Origin of the sequence: Streptomyces sp. NPDC007856 (assembly GCF_042868225.1) — a bacterium.
Taxonomy (GTDB): Bacteria; Actinomycetota; Actinomycetes; order Streptomycetales; family Streptomycetaceae; genus Streptomyces.
Genome location: NZ_JBIAEC010000004.1, coordinates 1 through 16,620, shown reverse-complemented (window position 1 = coordinate 16,620; position 16,620 = coordinate 1). Strand labels below are relative to the sequence as shown.

The 16,620-nt window shown below is 70.9% G+C and carries 10 protein-coding genes; 7 read left to right on the top strand and 3 right to left on the bottom strand.

Going from position 1 to position 16,620, the window contains the following annotated elements:
* Positions 1-52 precede the first annotated feature (52 nt).
* The 3 genes from ACFYOH_RS11420 (at position 53) to ACFYOH_RS11410 (ending at position 7,014) form a co-directional block, all read left to right on the top strand.
* Entirely contained in the window at positions 53-3,034 is a 2,982-nt protein-coding gene (locus ACFYOH_RS11420) for an amino acid adenylation domain-containing protein (RefSeq protein ID WP_388623926.1), read from the top strand.
* Positions 3,035-3,283: 249 nt separating this feature from the next.
* Positions 3,284-4,063, top strand: a complete 780-nt coding sequence (locus ACFYOH_RS11415; protein ID WP_388623923.1) for a thioesterase II family protein — start codon at positions 3,284-3,286, stop codon at positions 4,061-4,063.
* A 164-nt stretch (positions 4,064-4,227) separates the two neighbouring features.
* Complete coding sequence (locus ACFYOH_RS11410; protein WP_388623920.1) at positions 4,228-7,014, top strand: AAA family ATPase; 2,787 nt, start codon at positions 4,228-4,230, stop codon at positions 7,012-7,014.
* A gap of 59 nt (positions 7,015-7,073) precedes the next feature.
* On the opposite strand, the gene ACFYOH_RS11405 is transcribed toward ACFYOH_RS11410, so the two are convergent.
* On the bottom strand, positions 7,074-7,721 hold the full coding sequence (locus ACFYOH_RS11405) for a response regulator (protein ID WP_388624940.1): 648 nt from the start codon (positions 7,719-7,721) through the stop codon (positions 7,074-7,076).
* Between the two features lie 19 nt (positions 7,722-7,740).
* On the bottom strand, positions 7,741-8,985 hold the full coding sequence (locus ACFYOH_RS11400; RefSeq protein WP_388623917.1) for a sensor histidine kinase: 1,245 nt from the start codon (positions 8,983-8,985) through the stop codon (positions 7,741-7,743).
* Positions 8,986-9,140: 155 nt separating this feature from the next.
* On the opposite strand from ACFYOH_RS11400, the gene ACFYOH_RS11395 reads away from it, so the two are divergent.
* From ACFYOH_RS11395 to ACFYOH_RS11385, 3 genes are read left to right on the top strand one after another with little or no spacing between them, the layout of a single operon-like run.
* Positions 9,141-9,701, top strand: coding sequence for a hypothetical protein (locus ACFYOH_RS11395; RefSeq protein WP_388623914.1), 561 nt, complete (start codon positions 9,141-9,143; stop codon positions 9,699-9,701).
* A 48-nt stretch (positions 9,702-9,749) separates the two neighbouring features.
* Entirely contained in the window at positions 9,750-10,241 is a 492-nt protein-coding gene (locus tag ACFYOH_RS11390; protein WP_228616055.1) for a PH domain-containing protein, read from the top strand.
* Complete coding sequence (locus ACFYOH_RS11385; protein WP_388623911.1) at positions 10,238-11,806, top strand: PH domain-containing protein; 1,569 nt, start codon at positions 10,238-10,240, stop codon at positions 11,804-11,806. The genes ACFYOH_RS11390 and ACFYOH_RS11385 overlap by 4 nt, the downstream gene beginning before the upstream one ends.
* An 81-nt stretch (positions 11,807-11,887) precedes the next feature.
* On the opposite strand, the gene ACFYOH_RS11380 is transcribed toward ACFYOH_RS11385, so the two are convergent.
* The gene (locus ACFYOH_RS11380) at positions 11,888-13,009 is read right to left on the bottom strand and encodes a nucleotide disphospho-sugar-binding domain-containing protein (RefSeq protein ID WP_388624938.1); all 1,122 of its coding nucleotides are present in this window, start codon (positions 13,007-13,009) and stop codon (positions 11,888-11,890) included.
* A gap of 299 nt (positions 13,010-13,308) precedes the next feature.
* On the opposite strand from ACFYOH_RS11380, the gene ACFYOH_RS11375 reads away from it, so the two are divergent.
* On the top strand, positions 13,309-16,620 hold a 3,312-nt coding region (locus tag ACFYOH_RS11375; RefSeq protein ID WP_388623908.1), incomplete at its 3' end, for a beta-ketoacyl synthase N-terminal-like domain-containing protein.

Genomic DNA, 16,620 nt, shown 5'->3' with positions numbered 1-16,620 from the left:
GGCGCCGTCGAATGGGGGAGAAGTGATTGAGTTGGCATCTTTCGTGAGGAAAGTGGCTCCGCTGGAGTGGGCCTTTCTCGGCATCGAGCCCGAGCTGAGGGTGATGCATCACCTCGTCGAGGGCGACGGGACGATCTCGCCGAGGCGGCTGACGGCGGCTGTCGCCGCGGCGGCCCGCGTGCATCGCGGGGTCCGGCTGGTCCGGCACGAAGATCGCTGGGTGGACGGCGGCGTGGCCCCCGCCGTACGCGTGCTGGAGGCCGGCTCCCTCGACCCGGCACGGCTCGACGCTCCGGCGCTGCGAGAGCCCTTCGACGAGCTGACCGCGACCGGCGAGGTGCTGTTGGTGCCCGGCAGCCCGGCCACCGTGGTGTTCCGTGCCGACCACGCCGTGATGGACGGCCGCGGCCTGCTGATGTGGGCGCGCGACGTCTTCCGTGCGCTGCGCGGCGAGGACCCGATGGGTGCTGCCGACGACGGCGTCGAGGAGTTGCTGCGGCGGTTGCACCCGGACGGCGAACCGCCCCGCGCCACCGACCGCGCACTGTCGTTCCGCTCGCCGCTCGGTCCCCGACCGCGGGAGCACGGGGGCCTGTTGTGGCGCCGCCGCACCGTTGACGGCACCCATCTCGCGGCCACTTCCAAGGTGGCGGCGGCCGTCGCGGCCGCCCATGGCCCGGGCCGGTTCCACATCCCGGTGGATCTGCGCCGTCACCTGCCGGACCTGCGGTCCACCGCCGTCCTCTCTCACGCCGTCGACCTGGAGGTGGGTGCGGGTGACGGCTGGGAGCAGGTGCAGAGCCGGCTGCTGGCCGCCCTGGCGGACCACCGGGACCTGGCGGGCGGAACCGATCCGGCGATCATGGAGCTGCCGCTGCCGGTGCTGCGCGAGGGCATCGCTCACCTCGACCGCGCCGCCGCCGACGCGGACCGGTACAGCGGTCGGGCCTGCGTCTCGCACCTGGGCGCCGTCGACCCCGACGACTTCAGCGCCGACGGATTCCGGGCCACCGCGGTCTACGCGCTGGGCGGCATGACTCCCGGCGGCCCGCCCGAGATCGGCCTCGTGGAACTTCCCGGACGCACGGAGATCACCGTGAGCTGGTACGACGGTCCTGACGTCGCGGCCCGGGCCGACGCGCTGCTGGACACCGTCGAGGAGGCGCTCTCGCCCCGGGCGCACCGCCGTTGGGCCGGCAACCGCCCGCAACAGCCGCTGCCCGGCGAGGATTCGGTGGTACGGCTCTTCCGCGAGCAGGTCGAGCGCACGCCGTACCGCACCGCACTGAGCGGCCCGGAGGGCGAGGTGAGTTACCTGGAACTCAGCCGCCGCGCCGACGCGGTCGCGGCCGAGCTGCGCCGCCTGGGCGCGGGGCCCGGCACGGTGGTCGGACTGCTCGCCGGCCGCACGGTGGCGTCGATCGCCGGCCTGTGGGGCGTCCTGAGGGCGGGCGCCTGCTATCTCCCGCTGGACGTGCGACACCCGGACAGGCGCCTGTCCGAGCTGCTGACGGACGCGGGCAGCACCCTGTGCCTGGCCGAGGCCCCCTATCAGGAGCGCAACTGCTTCCCGGTCGGCTGCCGCACGCTGCCGCTGGACGCCCTCGCCGCAGGCGGTGCCCCGGCGGACGACCCGCGGCCGGATGACGCGGAGACCCACCCCGGCGACCTTGCCTACGTCATCTACACCTCCGGGTCGACCGGCCGGCCCAAGGGGGTGCAGATCGAGCACCGCCATCTGCTCAACTACGTGCACTGGGCCACCCGCGAGTTCGGCGTCGACGCCGACACCTGCCTGCCGCTGCTCACCTCCCCCTCCTTCGACGTCTCCGGCACCTCCGTCTTCCTGCCGCTGCTGACGGGCGGCGAGGTGGTGCTGATGCGGGACGACCCCCATCACCTGTCGCTGCGCCGCCTGTTGACCGGGACGCGGGCCAACATGCTGAACCTGACCCCCTCCCACCTCGACCTGATCGGCGGGCTGGACATCGCGCCGGACGGTTACCGCAGCGTGGTCGTGGTGGGTGAGCAACTGCGCGTGGAGGTCGCCGCCCGGGCCCAGGAGATGTTCGGGCCGAAGTGCCGGATCATCAACCTGTACGGGCCGACCGAGGCCACCATCGGTTGCACCGCGCACACCTACGACGAGGAGACCGACCTCGAGGGGACGGTCGTACCCATCGGCCTGCCCGCGGACAACACCACGGTGTTCCTGCTCGACGCCGAGCGGCGGTTCGTCGCACCCGGCGAGGTGGGCGAGATGTATCTCGGCGGTGCCCAGCTGGCCCGCGGTTACCTCGGCCGGCCCGACCTCGACCGGGAACGCTTCCCCAGCCTGGCCGACGGCACCCGCGTCTACCGCACCGGCGATCTGGCCCGCGTCCTGCCGTCAGGAGAGCTGCAGTTCGTCGGGCGCATCGACGACCAGGTCAAGATACGTGGTCATCGGGTGGAGCCGGCCGAGGTGGCGCGGGCGCTGGAGGAGCACCCGGCGGTGGACCGGGCCGTGGTGGTTGCGCGAGCAGCGGCGGGCCACACGGGCAAGGCACTGTACGGCTACCTGCTGGTGAACGAAGCGGTCGGTGCTGGGGAGTTGAGGGGGTACCTGGCCGAGCGGCTGCCGGCCCACATGATTCCCGCCGCCCTGGTCGTGGTGCCCGAACTGCCATACACGGTCAGCGGCAAGGTGGACGTACGGGCTCTGCCGGACCCGCACGGGGGCGAACCCGACGGCAGCGTGCACGCCCCGCACGCGGCCTTCCCCGCCGACCCGGTCGCGGAGGCGGTGGCCGAGACATGGGCGCGCACGCTCGGGGTCGAACGGTCCCGGCTGGACGGGCAGTCCGACTTCCACCGACTGGGCGGTGACTCGTTGTCGTTCCTGGCGATGCTCGCCGGCGTGGGCCGCGAACTGCTCGACACCGCCGCCGAGGAGGCCTTCATGGCCAGGCTGCCCGAAATTCTCCGGGAACCGACGCTGGAACGCGTCACCGCGCTCGTCCGGCAGGCGTGCATCGAGCCGACAGGGGTGTGAGTAACGCTACATCGAACACGGGTCGCCAAATGGAACCACCAGTAGCCCCAGTGCCCCGGTCGGTTCCCGCGGAGCGCGGCCCCAAACCTAGGGGTACCCCCTAGATCAAGCCCTCTGCTAGACATGGATTGGTCGAGGCGACGGCAGGAAGTGCCGGAAAAGATTCGGCAGCGATGACCGTGTTCGAGACCGGCACAGGAGGGTCGTCCTTGTCGCTGACAGACAATCTCAGGAAAGAGTTTTGGTGCAGTGGGTGAATTCCAGGACCCCAGCCGATGGATACGCCGTTTCCACCCCGCTGCGGAGAGCGGAGTGCGTCTCGTATGCCTCCCGCACGCCGGCGGGTCGGCACCCTTCTACTTCCCGATGTCACGTGCGCTGTCTCCCGAGGTGGATGTCGTCTCGGTGCAGTACCCGGGACGACAGGATCGCCGCATGGATCCGGCCGTCGAGGACATCGGTGAATACGCGGACGCGATCGCGGCCGAGCTGAAGCCGTGGCTGGACCGCCCGGTGGCGCTGTTCGGGCACAGCATGGGAGCAGTGCTTGCTTTCGAGGTGACCAGGCGTCTGGAACGGGACCTCGGCCTCGTGCCTCTCGCCGTGTTCGCCTCGGGCCGCCGGGCCCCTTCACGGTACCGTGACGAAAACGTCCACCGGCGTGACGACGACGGAATCGTCGAGGAGATGCGGCTGCTGAGCGGAACGGACGCCCAGATCCTCGGCGACGAGGAGATCCTGCGGATGGTGCTGCCCGCGATCCGCAGCGACTACACCGCGATCGAGAACTACCGCGCCGCTCCCGGGCTCACGGTGAGCGCCCCAATCACCGTGCTGACCGGCGACAACGACCCCAGGACCAGCCTGGAGGAAGCCGAGGCGTGGCGCGGTCACACCACCGGGGCCTTCGACCTGCGTGTGTTCTCGGGCGGTCACTTCTTCCTGGCGAACCACCAGGAAGAGATCCTGAAGATCGTCTCGGAAACGCTCAGCACCTCCCTTCCCAGCGCGGGCGCTTCCCTTACCTGACCCCGGGGGACCGCGCTGACCAGCGGTCCCCGGCTGCGATCAGGCCCGCGATGCCCGATTCGCATGCATTCCGCCGCCCCAGAAGTCACCGCTCTTCAGCACACCACCGCCGCGTCCTGCCCCACTCAGTGATTCGGGCGGACAGCGGTTTTCGGGGGATAAAAATGACCTTGTCATCGAAGTTGGTCGAACGAGAGAGCCACCTGAGCGCACTGAACGAGCAGTTGCTCAGCGCCGGCACCGGACGGGGCCGCGTCGCCCTGCTCAGCGGCCCGGTCGCCAGTGGCAAGACCGAACTACTGCAAGCCTTTACCGAGCAGGCGATCGACGAGGGCGCGATACTGCTCGACGCGACTGCTTCTCGCGCCGAAAGCGCTTTGCCCTTCGGCATCCTGAGAAAGATTTTTGACCACACGTCAATGGCCCCCGAAGTCCGCGCCGAGGCGCTGCGACTGATGGACGAGGCCGCGCACGAAACGAGCCAGCGTGACCGAATGCGGCCCATGCCCTATGCCGCCTGGGCCCTTCTGCAACTCGCCCATGAACATCCGATCGTCATCGCGATCGACGATGTCCACTGCTCCGACGAAGAATCTTTGCAATTTCTCCTCTATCTGGCCCGGCGAATACGGCAGGCGCACATCCTGATCGTGCTCACCGAGGCCACCCGGCTGCGCCAGGAACAGCTCGTGTTCCACGCCGAACTACTGCGCCAGCCGCACTGCAGCCGCATCCACGTCGGCATGCTGTCCCCGCAGGGCACCGCGGGCGTCATCGCCGGCCACTTCGTTCCCGCGCTGGCCGCCCGGCTGGCCCCGGAGTTCCACGCCATGACCGGCGGCAACCCGCTGCTGCTGCGTGCGCTGCTCGAGGACTGCCAGGGCACCGCCGATCGCAACGAACCCTTCCAGCGCGTCGTACCGGCCGACAAGTACGCCCAGGCCGTGCGGGACTGTCTGCACCGCGGCGAGCCGGACATGCTGATCGTCGCCCGGGGCGTCGCCGTGCTCGGCGACGCCGGCTCGCCCACCCTGCTCGGCCAGGTCCTCGGCATCCAGGCCCAGCAGGCGGAGCAGGGTGTGCAGGACCTCGTCCGGTGCGCGGTGCTCCACGGCGGAGCCTTCCGCGATCCGTCGGCCCGCGCCGCCGTTCTGGAGGTCACGCCGCCCCAGACCCTCGCGTCGCTGCACCAGCGGGCCGCGGCCCTCCTGCACCGCGACGGCGCCTCGGCCCTGGAGGTGGCCCAGCACCTGCTGTGCGGTCGGCAGGACGTCGACCCCGGCATGATCCCCGTCCTGCAGGAGGCGGCCGAGTACGCGCTGATCGACGACGACATCGAGGTGGCGCTGCGCTGTCTGGAACTGGCCCACCAGGCCTGCCGGGACCGCGTGACGCGGACGGCGATCAAGGCCCGGCTCGTCAGCCTGGTGTGGCGGCTCAACCCCGCAGCCGCCGAGGCCCATCTGCCGCAGCTGACGGCCGAACTCGACCCGGAGCGGCTGCCCGGAGGCGACCTCGCCACGTCGGTGTCCTACCTCGGATGGTCCGGACGGCTCGGCCAGGCGAGTGACGTGGTGCACGCCCTGTCCCAGGGCCCGGAGCAGCCGCCCGCGCACCAGGCGGCCGCCCTGGAGTCCGCGCGCCGCTGGCTGACGATGATCAGCCCCTCGCTGGAACCGGTTCTCCCGGAAGCCGAACCGCGCCGGGACCGGGGCCCCGGCGGCCGCGGCACCGTCGATGACGCCCACGCTCTGGCCGCCTCGGCCATCTCCGCCGCACTGACCGGCACCCTCGGCGACAACGCTGTCGCCGAGGCCCAGCGCCTGCTGCAGCGGCACCGCATCAGCGACAACTCCCTGCAGCCGCTGGTCTTCTCGCTCCTGGCGCTCATCTACGCCGACCGGGCCGACCTGGCGCTGGCCTGGTGCGAGCGGCTGCTCGGCGAGTGCTCCACGCGGCGCGCGCCCGGCTGGCAGGCGCTGCTGTCCGCGGTACGGGGCGACATCGCGCTGCGCCAGGGCGACCTCCCCGGCGCCGCGCACCACGCCCGCGCCGCCCTGTCGCTGATCTCGCTGCAGAGCTGGGGCATTGGCATCGCGCTCCCGCTCAGCACGCTGATCCAGGCGGAAGTCGGCATGGGCCGGCACGACGAGGCCGTGGTCCTGCTGGAGCAGCCCGTGCCCGAAGCGCTGTTCGACACCCTGCTGGGCCTGCAGTACATCCGCGCCAGGGGCCGCTGCCATCTGGCCACCGGCCGCTACCACGCCGCCGTGGAGAACTTCCTGACCTGCGGCAGGCTGATGGAGAAGTGGGGACTCGACGCCCCGGAACTCGTGCCCTGGCGCGTCGACGCCGCCGAGGCGTGGCTGGCCCTCGGCGAGCCGGAGCGAGCCCGTGCCCTGGCCGAACGGCAGCCTCGCCGCGGCGGTGCGGCCCCCAGCCGTACCCGCGGCGCCCAGCTCCTCGTCCTGGCCCGCACCGTGGAGGTCAAGCGCCGGCTGCAGCTGCTCAACGAGTCCGTGGAGATCCTGGAGAACAGCGACGACCGGCTGCACCTGGCCGCTGCCCTGGGCGAACTGGGCAACAGCTACCGGTCGCTCGGCGACTTCAACCGGGCCCGGCTGCTGGTCCGCAAGGCGTGGCACGTGGCCAAGGCATGCGGCGCGGAACCGCTGTGCCAGGAGCTGATGCCGGGCGACGCCGACGCCGATCCGGCCGGCGGCCGCGACGGTGACATCTCGCGCGAGGCCGAGGCCCTCACCGAGGCCGAGTCGCGCGTCGCCGTCCTCGCCGCACACGGGCACACCAACCGGGAGATCGCCACCAAGCTCTACGTCACGGTGAGTACCGTGGAGCAGCATCTGACCCGCATCTACCGGAAGTTGAACGTAAAACGGCGCCGTGATCTGCCGTCCAAGCTCTCCGACAGCAGTCTCGCCGGTATCGCCTGACCCCCGCCCGGGCCACGCGGCCCACCGCCGGGGCCGGCCGTTCCAGGACCTCGCCGCCGTCACAACAGCCCGCGCTCGAACGCGGTGACGGCGGCGGCGGTCCGGTCGGTCACGTCCAGCTTCCGGTAGGCCCGCAGCAGGTGGGTCTTCACGGTCGCCTCGCCGATGAACAGCTTCCGCCCGATCTCCGCGTTCGTCAGTCCCTGGCTGACCAGGCGCAGCACCTCGCACTCGCGCTCCGACAGTTGCGGGACGTCCACCGTCCGGGCCCGGACCAGCTTGCCCGCCAGCGACGGCGTCAGCACGGTCTCACCCCGGGCGGCGGCCAGCACCGCGTTGATCAGCTCCGCCCGGCTGCTGCCCTTGAGCAGATACCCGGCGGCACCCGCCTCCACCGCGCGCAGGATGTCCGCGTCACTCTCGTACGTGGTGACGATGACGACCTTGGTGCGCGGGCACTGGCGCAGGATGTGCCCGGTGGCGGCCACCCCGTCCATGCCGCCCATCCGCAGGTCCAGCAGCACGATGTCGGGTTCCAGCCGGGCCGTGAGCGCGACCGCCTCCTCCCCGGAGCCGGCCTGACCGACGACGCTGATGCCGTCCGCGGATTCCAGGATGGCGCACAGTCCCTCCCGTACCACCGGATGGTCGTCGGCGAGCAGGACCCGCAGGCCGTCCCCGGCCGCCGGCTCGGTGTGCTTCGTCATCTTCTTGCCGTCCGCCTTCTCATCGCTCATCGGCGAGCTCCCCGGCAGCCGCCAACGGGACCGTCACCTCGATGGCCGTGCCCCGGCCGGGCCGGCTCCTGACGGTGGCCTCCCCGTTGATCTCCTGCACCCGTGCCCGCATGCCGCTCAGCCCGAAACCCTTGTCGTCCAGGCGCACTTCGAAACCCTCACCGTCGTCACGGACCAGCAGCCCCACCCTGTCCGGCGCATAGCTCAGCACCACGTCCACGCACCGGGCCCGCGAGGCGTGCTTGCGCACATTCGCGAAGGCCTCCTGCACCGTGCGCAGCAGGACCACGCCGACCGCCATCGGCAGAGGCACCTCCGGACCCTCCACACGGCACCGCACCGTCAGCCCGGTCTGCGCCACCAGGTTGTCCGCCTGCCGCTGGACCGCCTGCGCCAGCGAACTCTCGCGCAGCGAGGGAGGCGTCAGCGCGGCGACGAACTCCCTCGCCTCCACCAGACTGTCCTTCGCCACCCGCCCGGCCAACTCCAGGTGCCTGCAGGCCAGCTCGGGCAACTCGGCCACCTCCGACTCCGCGGCCTGCACCAGACTGATGATGCTGGTCAGCCCCTGAGCCAGCGTGTCGTGGATCTCCCGGGCCAGCCGCTCGCGCTCCGCGGCGATCCCCGCCTCGCGGGACAGCTGAGCCAACTGCTCGCGGCTTTGCCGCAACTCCTCGATCAGCTCGGCGCGTTCCCTGCTCTGCCGCACCACCCGGGTGATCCACAGCCCCTGCAACACCGACAGCGCGATGCCCAGCAGCGAGATGGGCAGCACCGCGCCGATCTGCCCGCCGGTCAGCCACACCACCGTCACCGGCACCAGGTTGGCCAGCAGCACCACCGCGATCGCCGGGGTGGTGGACAGCGCCATCATCAGCATGGGCACCACGGCGAACAACGCGAACGACGCGGCGATGTCGCACGCGGTGGCGACCGTGAACAGCAGGAACAGACCGACCCCGAAGACCACATTGCGCGGGCCGAAGCTCCGGTGGCCCGTGTTGTGCACCATCAGGCCACGGCCGAGCGCCGCGTACCACGGCACGCCCAGCGTCAGGGCGCCGATCGCCATGGCCCGGTAGGCCTGGTCACCGCTGGTGGCGAACAGCAGCACGGTGGTCACGGCGTAGCTGATGGCGAAGTAGCCGTCCCACAGGGCGAACCACCGGTTGCCCGCCTCGGGCGGCCGGCCGCCACGTCGCTCCGCCACGTTCACCTGGGTGTGAGTGCGCACAGCACAAGTCGTACCACCTGCGGCCCCCCGCCGTGTCCACCGGTCGGCGGACAGCCGGTTCAACCGGTCGGTCGTCCCGGCGACGCACCACCCCGGCCTACGTTGGATGCAACGGCGCAGGCAGACGAGCGCCACCACGAAAGGCCACACCTCACATGAGCCCGTTCCTCACTGCGCTCATCGCCAGCGCGACGATCCTCACCATCATTCTCGCCACCGACCTGGGGCGCAGGAAAGTCACCAACATGCGCATGCTGCGCTCGCTCCTCGCGGTCGCCATCGTCATCGCGCTGTTCGTGCACTCGCTGCCGACGGCCGGGAACGACGTGTCGCTGCAGCTCGCCGGTATCGGAGTGGGCGCCATCTGCGGCCTGATCGCCGGAGCACTCCTCCCCGCTCACCGTGAGGCCTCGGGCGAGATCTACACCCGCGGAGGCATCGGATACGCTGTGCTCTGGATCGTCTTGTCCAGCAGCCGCGTGCTGTTCGCCTACGGCACGGAACACTGGTTCCCCCAGGGCATCATCAAGTTCAGCATCGACTACAAGCTCAGCGGGCAGGACGTCTACGCCAACGCCTTCGTGTTCATGTCGCTCGCCATGGTGCTGGCCCGCACCGGAGTCCTGCTGGCCCGTCGCCGCCGGCTGAACGCAGAGGGCGCCGAAACCACCGTCCCCAGCCGGCCCGAACAGCGCGCCGACACCGCCACGCGGTGACCGCCGCCCAACGGCCGGCCGCCCCTCCCGGACTGGAAGCAGAAAGACATGGATGACGTGAGGCTCCGGCCGCCGCGCAATCGCGTCGAGCGCCGAGCCATCGCCTGGTGGACCACGCAGTCGTCGATCTTCGCACTGCCCCTGCCGATCGTGTTCGCGGTGCTCTACCTCTTCATCCCGCCGGCCCGCACCTGGTTCGGCTGGTGCCTGGCGGCGACGCTGGTCCCCGGCCTGGCCTACATGGCGATCATGCCGGCCTGGCGCTACCGGGTGCACCGCTGGGAGACCACCGACGAAGCCGTCTACGCGGCCTCGGGCTGGCTGTGGCAGCGCTGGCGCGTGGTCCCGCTCGCCCGGGTCCAGACCGTCGACATCCTGCGCGGACCGATCCAGCAGATGTTCGGACTGTCCGGCGTGACGGTGACCACCGCCTCCAGCGCCGGAGCGGTGAAGATCAAGGGGCTCGACCAGCGGGTCGCCACCGACGTCGTCGAGCACCTCACCAAGTACGCGCAGGCCGCGCCCGGAGACGCCACATGACCCAGCAGACCGCGGTGGACCGCACGGCGGCCATGGAACCGGCCGACTCCTGGCAGCGGCTCAACGCCCGCCTGATCCTGGTCCACCTGAGCGTCCTGGCCGCGCCGGTCGCGTCCTGCGCCGGCACCCTGCTGGTCTCCGGCGGGACCTTGAACCTGCAAGCACTGATCACTCTCGGCTCCCTGGCGATCACCGCCCTGGTGATCACCGGCATCGGTCTGATGCGGTTCCTGACGACCCGTTACCGCATCACCGACGAGAAGATCGAACTGCGCTCGGGACTGCTCTTCCGCAGCCACCGCTCCGTCCGGCTCGACCGGATCCGCGGCGTCGACCTGACCGCCAACCCGGTCCACCGCCTGTTCGGACTCACCTCGGTCCGTATCGGCACCGGCGACCAGACCTCCGCCTCCAGCCGACGGCTCTCCCTCGACGGCGTCAGCCGGGCACAGGGCGCCGAACTGAGGCAACGGCTGCTCAGCCGCCGTGACGCGGTGCGCGGACACGTCGCCGACGAACACGACGCGACCATCGCCGACCTGGACTGGTCCTGGATCCGCTACGCGCCCCTGACCATCTGGGGCGTCGGCGGTGTCCTGCTCGGCGTCGGCACCGTCTACCGCACGCTGCACGAGATGCGCATCGACCCGCTCGAACTCGGCTTCGTCAAGGGCATCGAGCACCGCTACGGGTCCGTCCCGTTGTGGTTCGGAATCCTGGTCACCGTGCTGATCCTCGTCGTCCTCGGCATGATCGGCTCCACCGCCACCTTCACCGAGGGCTGGTACGGATACCGCCTCGAGCGGGAGGACCCCGGCACCCTCCGAGTGCTGCGCGGACTGCTCGTCACCCGGTCCGTCACCATCGAGGAACGCCGGTTGCGCGGAGTGGAGCTCAGCGAGACCATGCTGCTGCGCTGGGCGGGCGGCGCCCGGCTCAACGCCGTCGCCAGCGGCCTGGGCGACCGGGACGAGAACCGCAAACGGCGGATGCTCACACCCCCCGCACCGCGCGCCGAGGCACTCCGGGTCGCCGCCGACGTACTCGGCGAGAACGAGTCGCCCACCACGGTCACCCGCCTCCGGCCGCATCCGCGCGTCGCCCTGCGCCGCCGCGTCAATCGCGGGCTGACCGTCACGGCGCTGATCACCGCCGTCCCCGCCGTGCTCGGCGCGCTGCTGTGGACACCGCTGCTCTACGTGGCCGCCGCCTGCGCGGTGCTGCTCCTCCCGGTCACCGTAACGCTCGCCCGCGACGCCTACCGCACCCTCGGCCACGGTCTGCACGGCCGCTACCTGGTGACCCGTTACGGCACCTTCTCGCACCGCACGGTCGCTCTGCAGCGCGAGGCGATCATCGGCTGGAGCGTGTCGCGGTCCTTCTTCCAGCGGCGCGCCGGCCTGCTCACCCTGGGAGCCGCCACGGCGGCAGGCGACCACTGCTACAAGGTCCGCGACGTGGCCGTGCCGGACGGGCTGACCCTGGCCGAAGAGGCCGTACCCGGACTGCTCGCGCCCTTCCTGGAGCGACAGCCCGCCCCCCGGCGCGGCCACCGGCGCCGCTGACCCCACAGACCATCTGTCCCTCCCCCGGGAACCGGAGGGGCGACTCCCCCGTCGCCCCTCCGCTTCCGGTGCCCGCAGGACTCAGCCGGCGGCCAGTTCCTCCAGCCGCGGCACCACGAGCGCGGGAGTGGGCATGCCCTCGATCTCCTCCCGCACCTCCGCCGCGACCGCGCGCATCTTGTCGTCCGCCACCAGCTGCCGCAGCAACTGCGCGTCGATGTCCTCGGCCCGGGCACTGATGCCCGCGCCGCGCTCGTGCACCGCGGCCGCGTTGACGAAACGGTCCGCGCCGTCCGGCAGGACGATCTGCGGCACACCGGCGTTCAGCGCCGCCAGCGTGGTCCCCGAACCGCCGTGGTGCACCGCGCCGACACAGGTGCGCAGCAGCATCGTCAGCGGCACCCAGCCCACCACCCGCACGTTCGCGGGCTGTTCACCGAGCGCAGTGGTGTCGACGTCACCGAGGGCCAGCACGAACTCCGCGTCCACCGACTCGGCCGCGGCCAGCAGCCGCTGGACCGGACCCAGCCCTGTGACATGGACCGACGCCGTGCCGAGAGTGACACCGATGCGCGGCCGCTCCGGCCGCCGCAGCACCCAGTCCGGCAGCACCGCACCGCTGTTGTACGGCACCGGCCGCATCGACCAGCCGTCCAACTCGGGTTCCACCATGCTCGGCGGCGCGATGTCGAGGGTCGTGACCCGCTCGGGCACCCCCTCCACACCGTGCCGACGCATGGTCTCACCGAGCTGGGCGACGGTCATCGCACGGATGTCCGCCCCGCGCGCGAAACCGAAGTTGTGCTGCACGGCGGGCACGCCCAGCTTGCGAGCGGCGATCAGCGCCGAGACGAAGATCTGCTCGTAGACCACCAGATCGGGGCGGAAGTCCTCCGCGGTGCGTACGATCGCGTCGGTCAGATGGTCGTTGAGGTGGGCGAACAGCTGGATGCCGGCGATCGGATCCGGACCCTCCGGGTTCCGCACCCGCGTCAGCAGGTCCGGAACGGTTTCCTGGAAGAAGCTCTCCATGTCCAGGCCCGGGGCGACATCCGCCACGTGCAGACCGGCGTTGGCCGCTTCCAGACCGGTGCACCCGGTCGCGACCAGCACCTCGTGACCGGCCGCACGCAGGGCCCAGGCAAGCGGAACCGTCGGGAAGACATGGCCGATGGCCGGATAGGCGACGAACAGGACGCGCATGAGCACGCGCTCCCTTCTGACTGGTGAATTGCAGTCGTATTCTTGACTTTTCGTCCTTGTCGAGCGCATTCTCGACGGGGTGCCGGGAAGCCGTCAAGGCAACGGAAATACCTCCGGAACACCCCCCTCGGTGATCGTCGCGAAACGCAGGGAACTCCCGTTGCGCACCGACGCAGAACCCTTGTCCGGCACCCGAAGATAGGGGTTCATAGGGGGTTTGGAGGGGTTTCTCGCGCACCCCACCCATGGCAGGCTGTGAAATGGTCGTTGGATTCTGTCTGTCAGGGTAATGGAGCGCGTTGATGAGTGGATCCGAGGATTTCACGCCCGAGCACAGCGACGTGAAGGACCTGGGTCCGAACGACGCGCCGGACCGGACGAGCGAGAACCGGCCGTCCTGGCGGGAGCGGCTCACCGGTCTGGCCGAGGCCGAGCAGGAACAGCAGCTGACCGACTGGGTCGTCACCCTGGTGCGGGCCGCCCTGCGGGACAACGCCCCGCAGGCCCTCGACCCCCACCGCCCCTTCCTCGACCTCGGCTTCGACTCGCTCGCCGCCGTCGACCTGCACAGCAGGCTCACCGCGGCCACCGGCCTGAAGCTGCCGGTCACCCTCGCATTCGACCACCCCACACCGGCGGCCCTGGCCCGCCTGCTGCGCACCGAGATCCTCGGCCTGACCCCGCAGCCCGCCGGCGCCGGCATCCACGCCGCCGGCGCCGCGGACGACGAGCCCGTCGCCATCGTGGGAATCGGCTGCCGCTATCCCGGAAACGTGCACTCGCCCGAGGACCTGTGGCGGCTGGCACTCTCCGGCACCGACGCGATTTCCGAATTCCCCGCCGGACGCGGCTGGGATATTTCCGGCCTGTACGACCCCGACCCCGACAACCCCGGCACCAGCTATGCCCGCGAAGGCGGATTCCTGCACGACGCCGACCGGTTCGACCCCGCATTCTTCGGGATCTCCCCGCGCGAGGCACTCGCAATGGACCCCCAGCAGCGACTGCTGCTGGAAACCTCCTGGGAGGCGTTCGAACGCGCCGGAATCGACCCCGGTGAATTCCGCGGCCATCAGGCAGGTGTCTTCGTCGGCGCGGAGAACCAGGATTACGGCCCCCGCCTCCACGAGGCCGAAGAAGGCATCGAAGGCTATCTGGTCACCGGCAACGCGGCGAGCGTCGCCTCCGGCCGCATCGCCTACACCTTCGGTTTCGAGGGTCCCACCGTCACCGTCGACACCGCCTGCTCCTCCTCCCTGGCCGCCCTGCACCTCGCCGTCCAGGCGCTGCGCAGCGGCGAATGCTCCATCGCCCTCGCCGGCGGCGTGGCCGTCATGGCCAACCCCGGCTCCTTCATCGCCTTCAGCCGGCAGCGCGGCCTCGCCCCCGACGGCCGCTGCAAGCCCTTCGCCGCGGCGGCCGACGGCACCGCCTGGGGCGAAGGCGTCGGCATGCTCCTGGTCGAGCGGCTCTCCGACGCCCGCCGCAACGGCCACCCCGTGCTGGCGGTCGTCCGCGGATCGGCCATCAACCAGGACGGCGCCAGCAACGGCCTGACCGCCCCCAACGGTCCCTCCCAGCAGCGCGTCATCCGCCAGGCCCTGGCCAACGCCGGGCTCTCCGCGGCGGACGTCGACGTGGTCGAGGCCCACGGAACGGGCACCCGGCTCGGCGACCCGATCGAGGCGCAGGCGCTGCTGGCCACCTACGGCCAGGAGCGCCCCGAGGACCGGCCGCTGCTGCTGGGCTCGATCAAGTCGAACATCGGTCACACGCAGGCGGCCGCCGGTGTGGCCGGCGTGATCAAGATGGTGATGGCGATGCGGCACGGCGTACTGCCGGGCACGCTGCACGTCGACGAGCCGACGCCGCATGTGGACTGGTCGGCGGGCGCGGTCGAGCTGCTGACCGAGGCCCAGGACTGGCCGGAGTCCGGCCGCCCGCGCCGGGCGGGCGTGTCCTCCTTCGGAATGAGCGGCACCAACGCCCACACCATCCTCGAGGAGCCGCCGGCGATCGCCGAGGCGGAGCGGGGCGAGACCCCGTCGGCCCGTGTCCCCTCGGTCGTGCCGTGGGTGCTGTCCGCCAAGGACGCGGACGCGCTGCGGGACCAGGCTGCCCGTCTGCGCGCACAACTGCTGGCCGACGAGGACGTGGACCTCGTCGACGTGGGTTACTCCCTCGCCACCGGTCGTGCCGCCTTCGACGAGCGGGCGGTGCTGGTCGCCGGTGACCGCGACGAGTTCCTGCGGCAGCTGAGCGCCCTGGCGAGTGCCGACTCGTCCGCCGGCACGATCAGGGGATCACGCGTCGGCGGCAAGCTGGCGTTCCTGTTCACCGGGCAGGGCAGCCAGCGGCTGGGGATGGGCCGGGAGCTGTACGAGGAGTACCCGGTCTTCGCCGACGCGCTGGACGACGCGCTGTGGTACCTGGACGAGCAGCTCGAACGCCCCCTGGGCGACGTACTGTTCGCCGAGCCGGGCTCGTCCGACGCCGGGCTGATCGACGACACCGCGTATACGCAGCCTGCGTTGTTCGCGGTGGAGGTGGCGCTGTTCCGGCTCCTCGAATCGTGGGGTGTGCGCCCGGACTTCGTGTCCGGTCATTCGATCGGTGAGATCGCTGCGGCGCATTGTGCGGGTGTGCTGTCGCTGGAGGACGCGTGCACGCTGGTGGCGGCGCGTGGCCGTTTGATGCAGGAGTTGCCGTCCGGTGGTGCGATGGTGGCGGTGCAGGCTGCCGAGGACGAGGTGGTGCCGTATCTGACGGACGCGGTGAGCATCGCGGCGGTCAACGGTCCGGCGTCTGTGGTGGTCGCGGGTGACGAGGACGCGGTACTGGAGATCGCGGGCCGCTTCGAGGCGCAGGGCCGGAAGATCAAGCGCCTGACGGTCAGTCACGCGTTCCACTCGCCGCACATGGACGACATGCTCGCGGAGTTCCGGCGCATCGCGCAGGTCCTTGAGTTCCAGGCTCCCCGCATTCCGCTCGTCTCGAACCTCACCGGTTCCGTGGTGGGTGTCGAGGAGATCTGTGCGCCGGAGTTCTGGGTGCGGCATGTGCGGGAGGCTGTGCGGTTCCTGGACGGTGTCCGGGTGCTGGAGGCCGTGGGCGTTACGGCGTTTGTCGAGCTGGGTCCGGACGGTGTGCTGTCGGCGATGGCTCAGGACTGTGTGAGTGGGGCCGGGTATGTGTTCGTGCCCGTGCTGCGCAGGAGCCGTCCTGAGGCGGAAGCGTTTGTTTCGGCTGTTGCCCAGGTTCAGGTCAGGGGCTTCGGAGTCGACTGGGCGGCGTATTTCGCGGGGACGGGTGCGCGTCGGGTGGAGTTGCCGACGTACGCGTTTCAGCGGGAGCGGTTCTGGCTGGAGATTCCGGCCGTTCCTGCTGTCAACTCCGCAGCTGCGGTCGAAGCCGGTTCGGTGGACGCGCGTTTCTGGGAGGCGGTGGAGCTGGGGGATGTGCAGTCGCTGGCTTCGGAGTTGGAGGTTGGTGCCGAGCAGCCGTTGAGTGAGGTCGTGCCGGCGTTGTCGGCGTGGCGGCGGCAGGTGCGTGAGCGGTCGGTGGTGGACGGCTGGCGTTACCGGGTGGTGTGGAAGCCGGTGGCCGGGCGT

Coding starts and splice junctions, on each gene's coding strand:
- ACFYOH_RS11410 (WP_388623920.1), top strand. CDS start 4,228: ATGACCTTGTCATCGAAGTTGGTCGAACGAGAGAGCCACCTGAGCGCA.
- ACFYOH_RS11405 (WP_388624940.1), bottom strand. CDS start 7,721: ATGACGAAGCACACCGAGCCGGCGGCCGGGGACGGCCTGCGGGTCCTG.
- ACFYOH_RS11395 (WP_388623914.1), top strand. CDS start 9,141: ATGAGCCCGTTCCTCACTGCGCTCATCGCCAGCGCGACGATCCTCACC.
- ACFYOH_RS11390 (WP_228616055.1), top strand. CDS start 9,750: ATGGATGACGTGAGGCTCCGGCCGCCGCGCAATCGCGTCGAGCGCCGA.
- ACFYOH_RS11385 (WP_388623911.1), top strand. CDS start 10,238: ATGACCCAGCAGACCGCGGTGGACCGCACGGCGGCCATGGAACCGGCC.
- ACFYOH_RS11380 (WP_388624938.1), bottom strand. CDS start 13,009: ATGCGCGTCCTGTTCGTCGCCTATCCGGCCATCGGCCATGTCTTCCCG.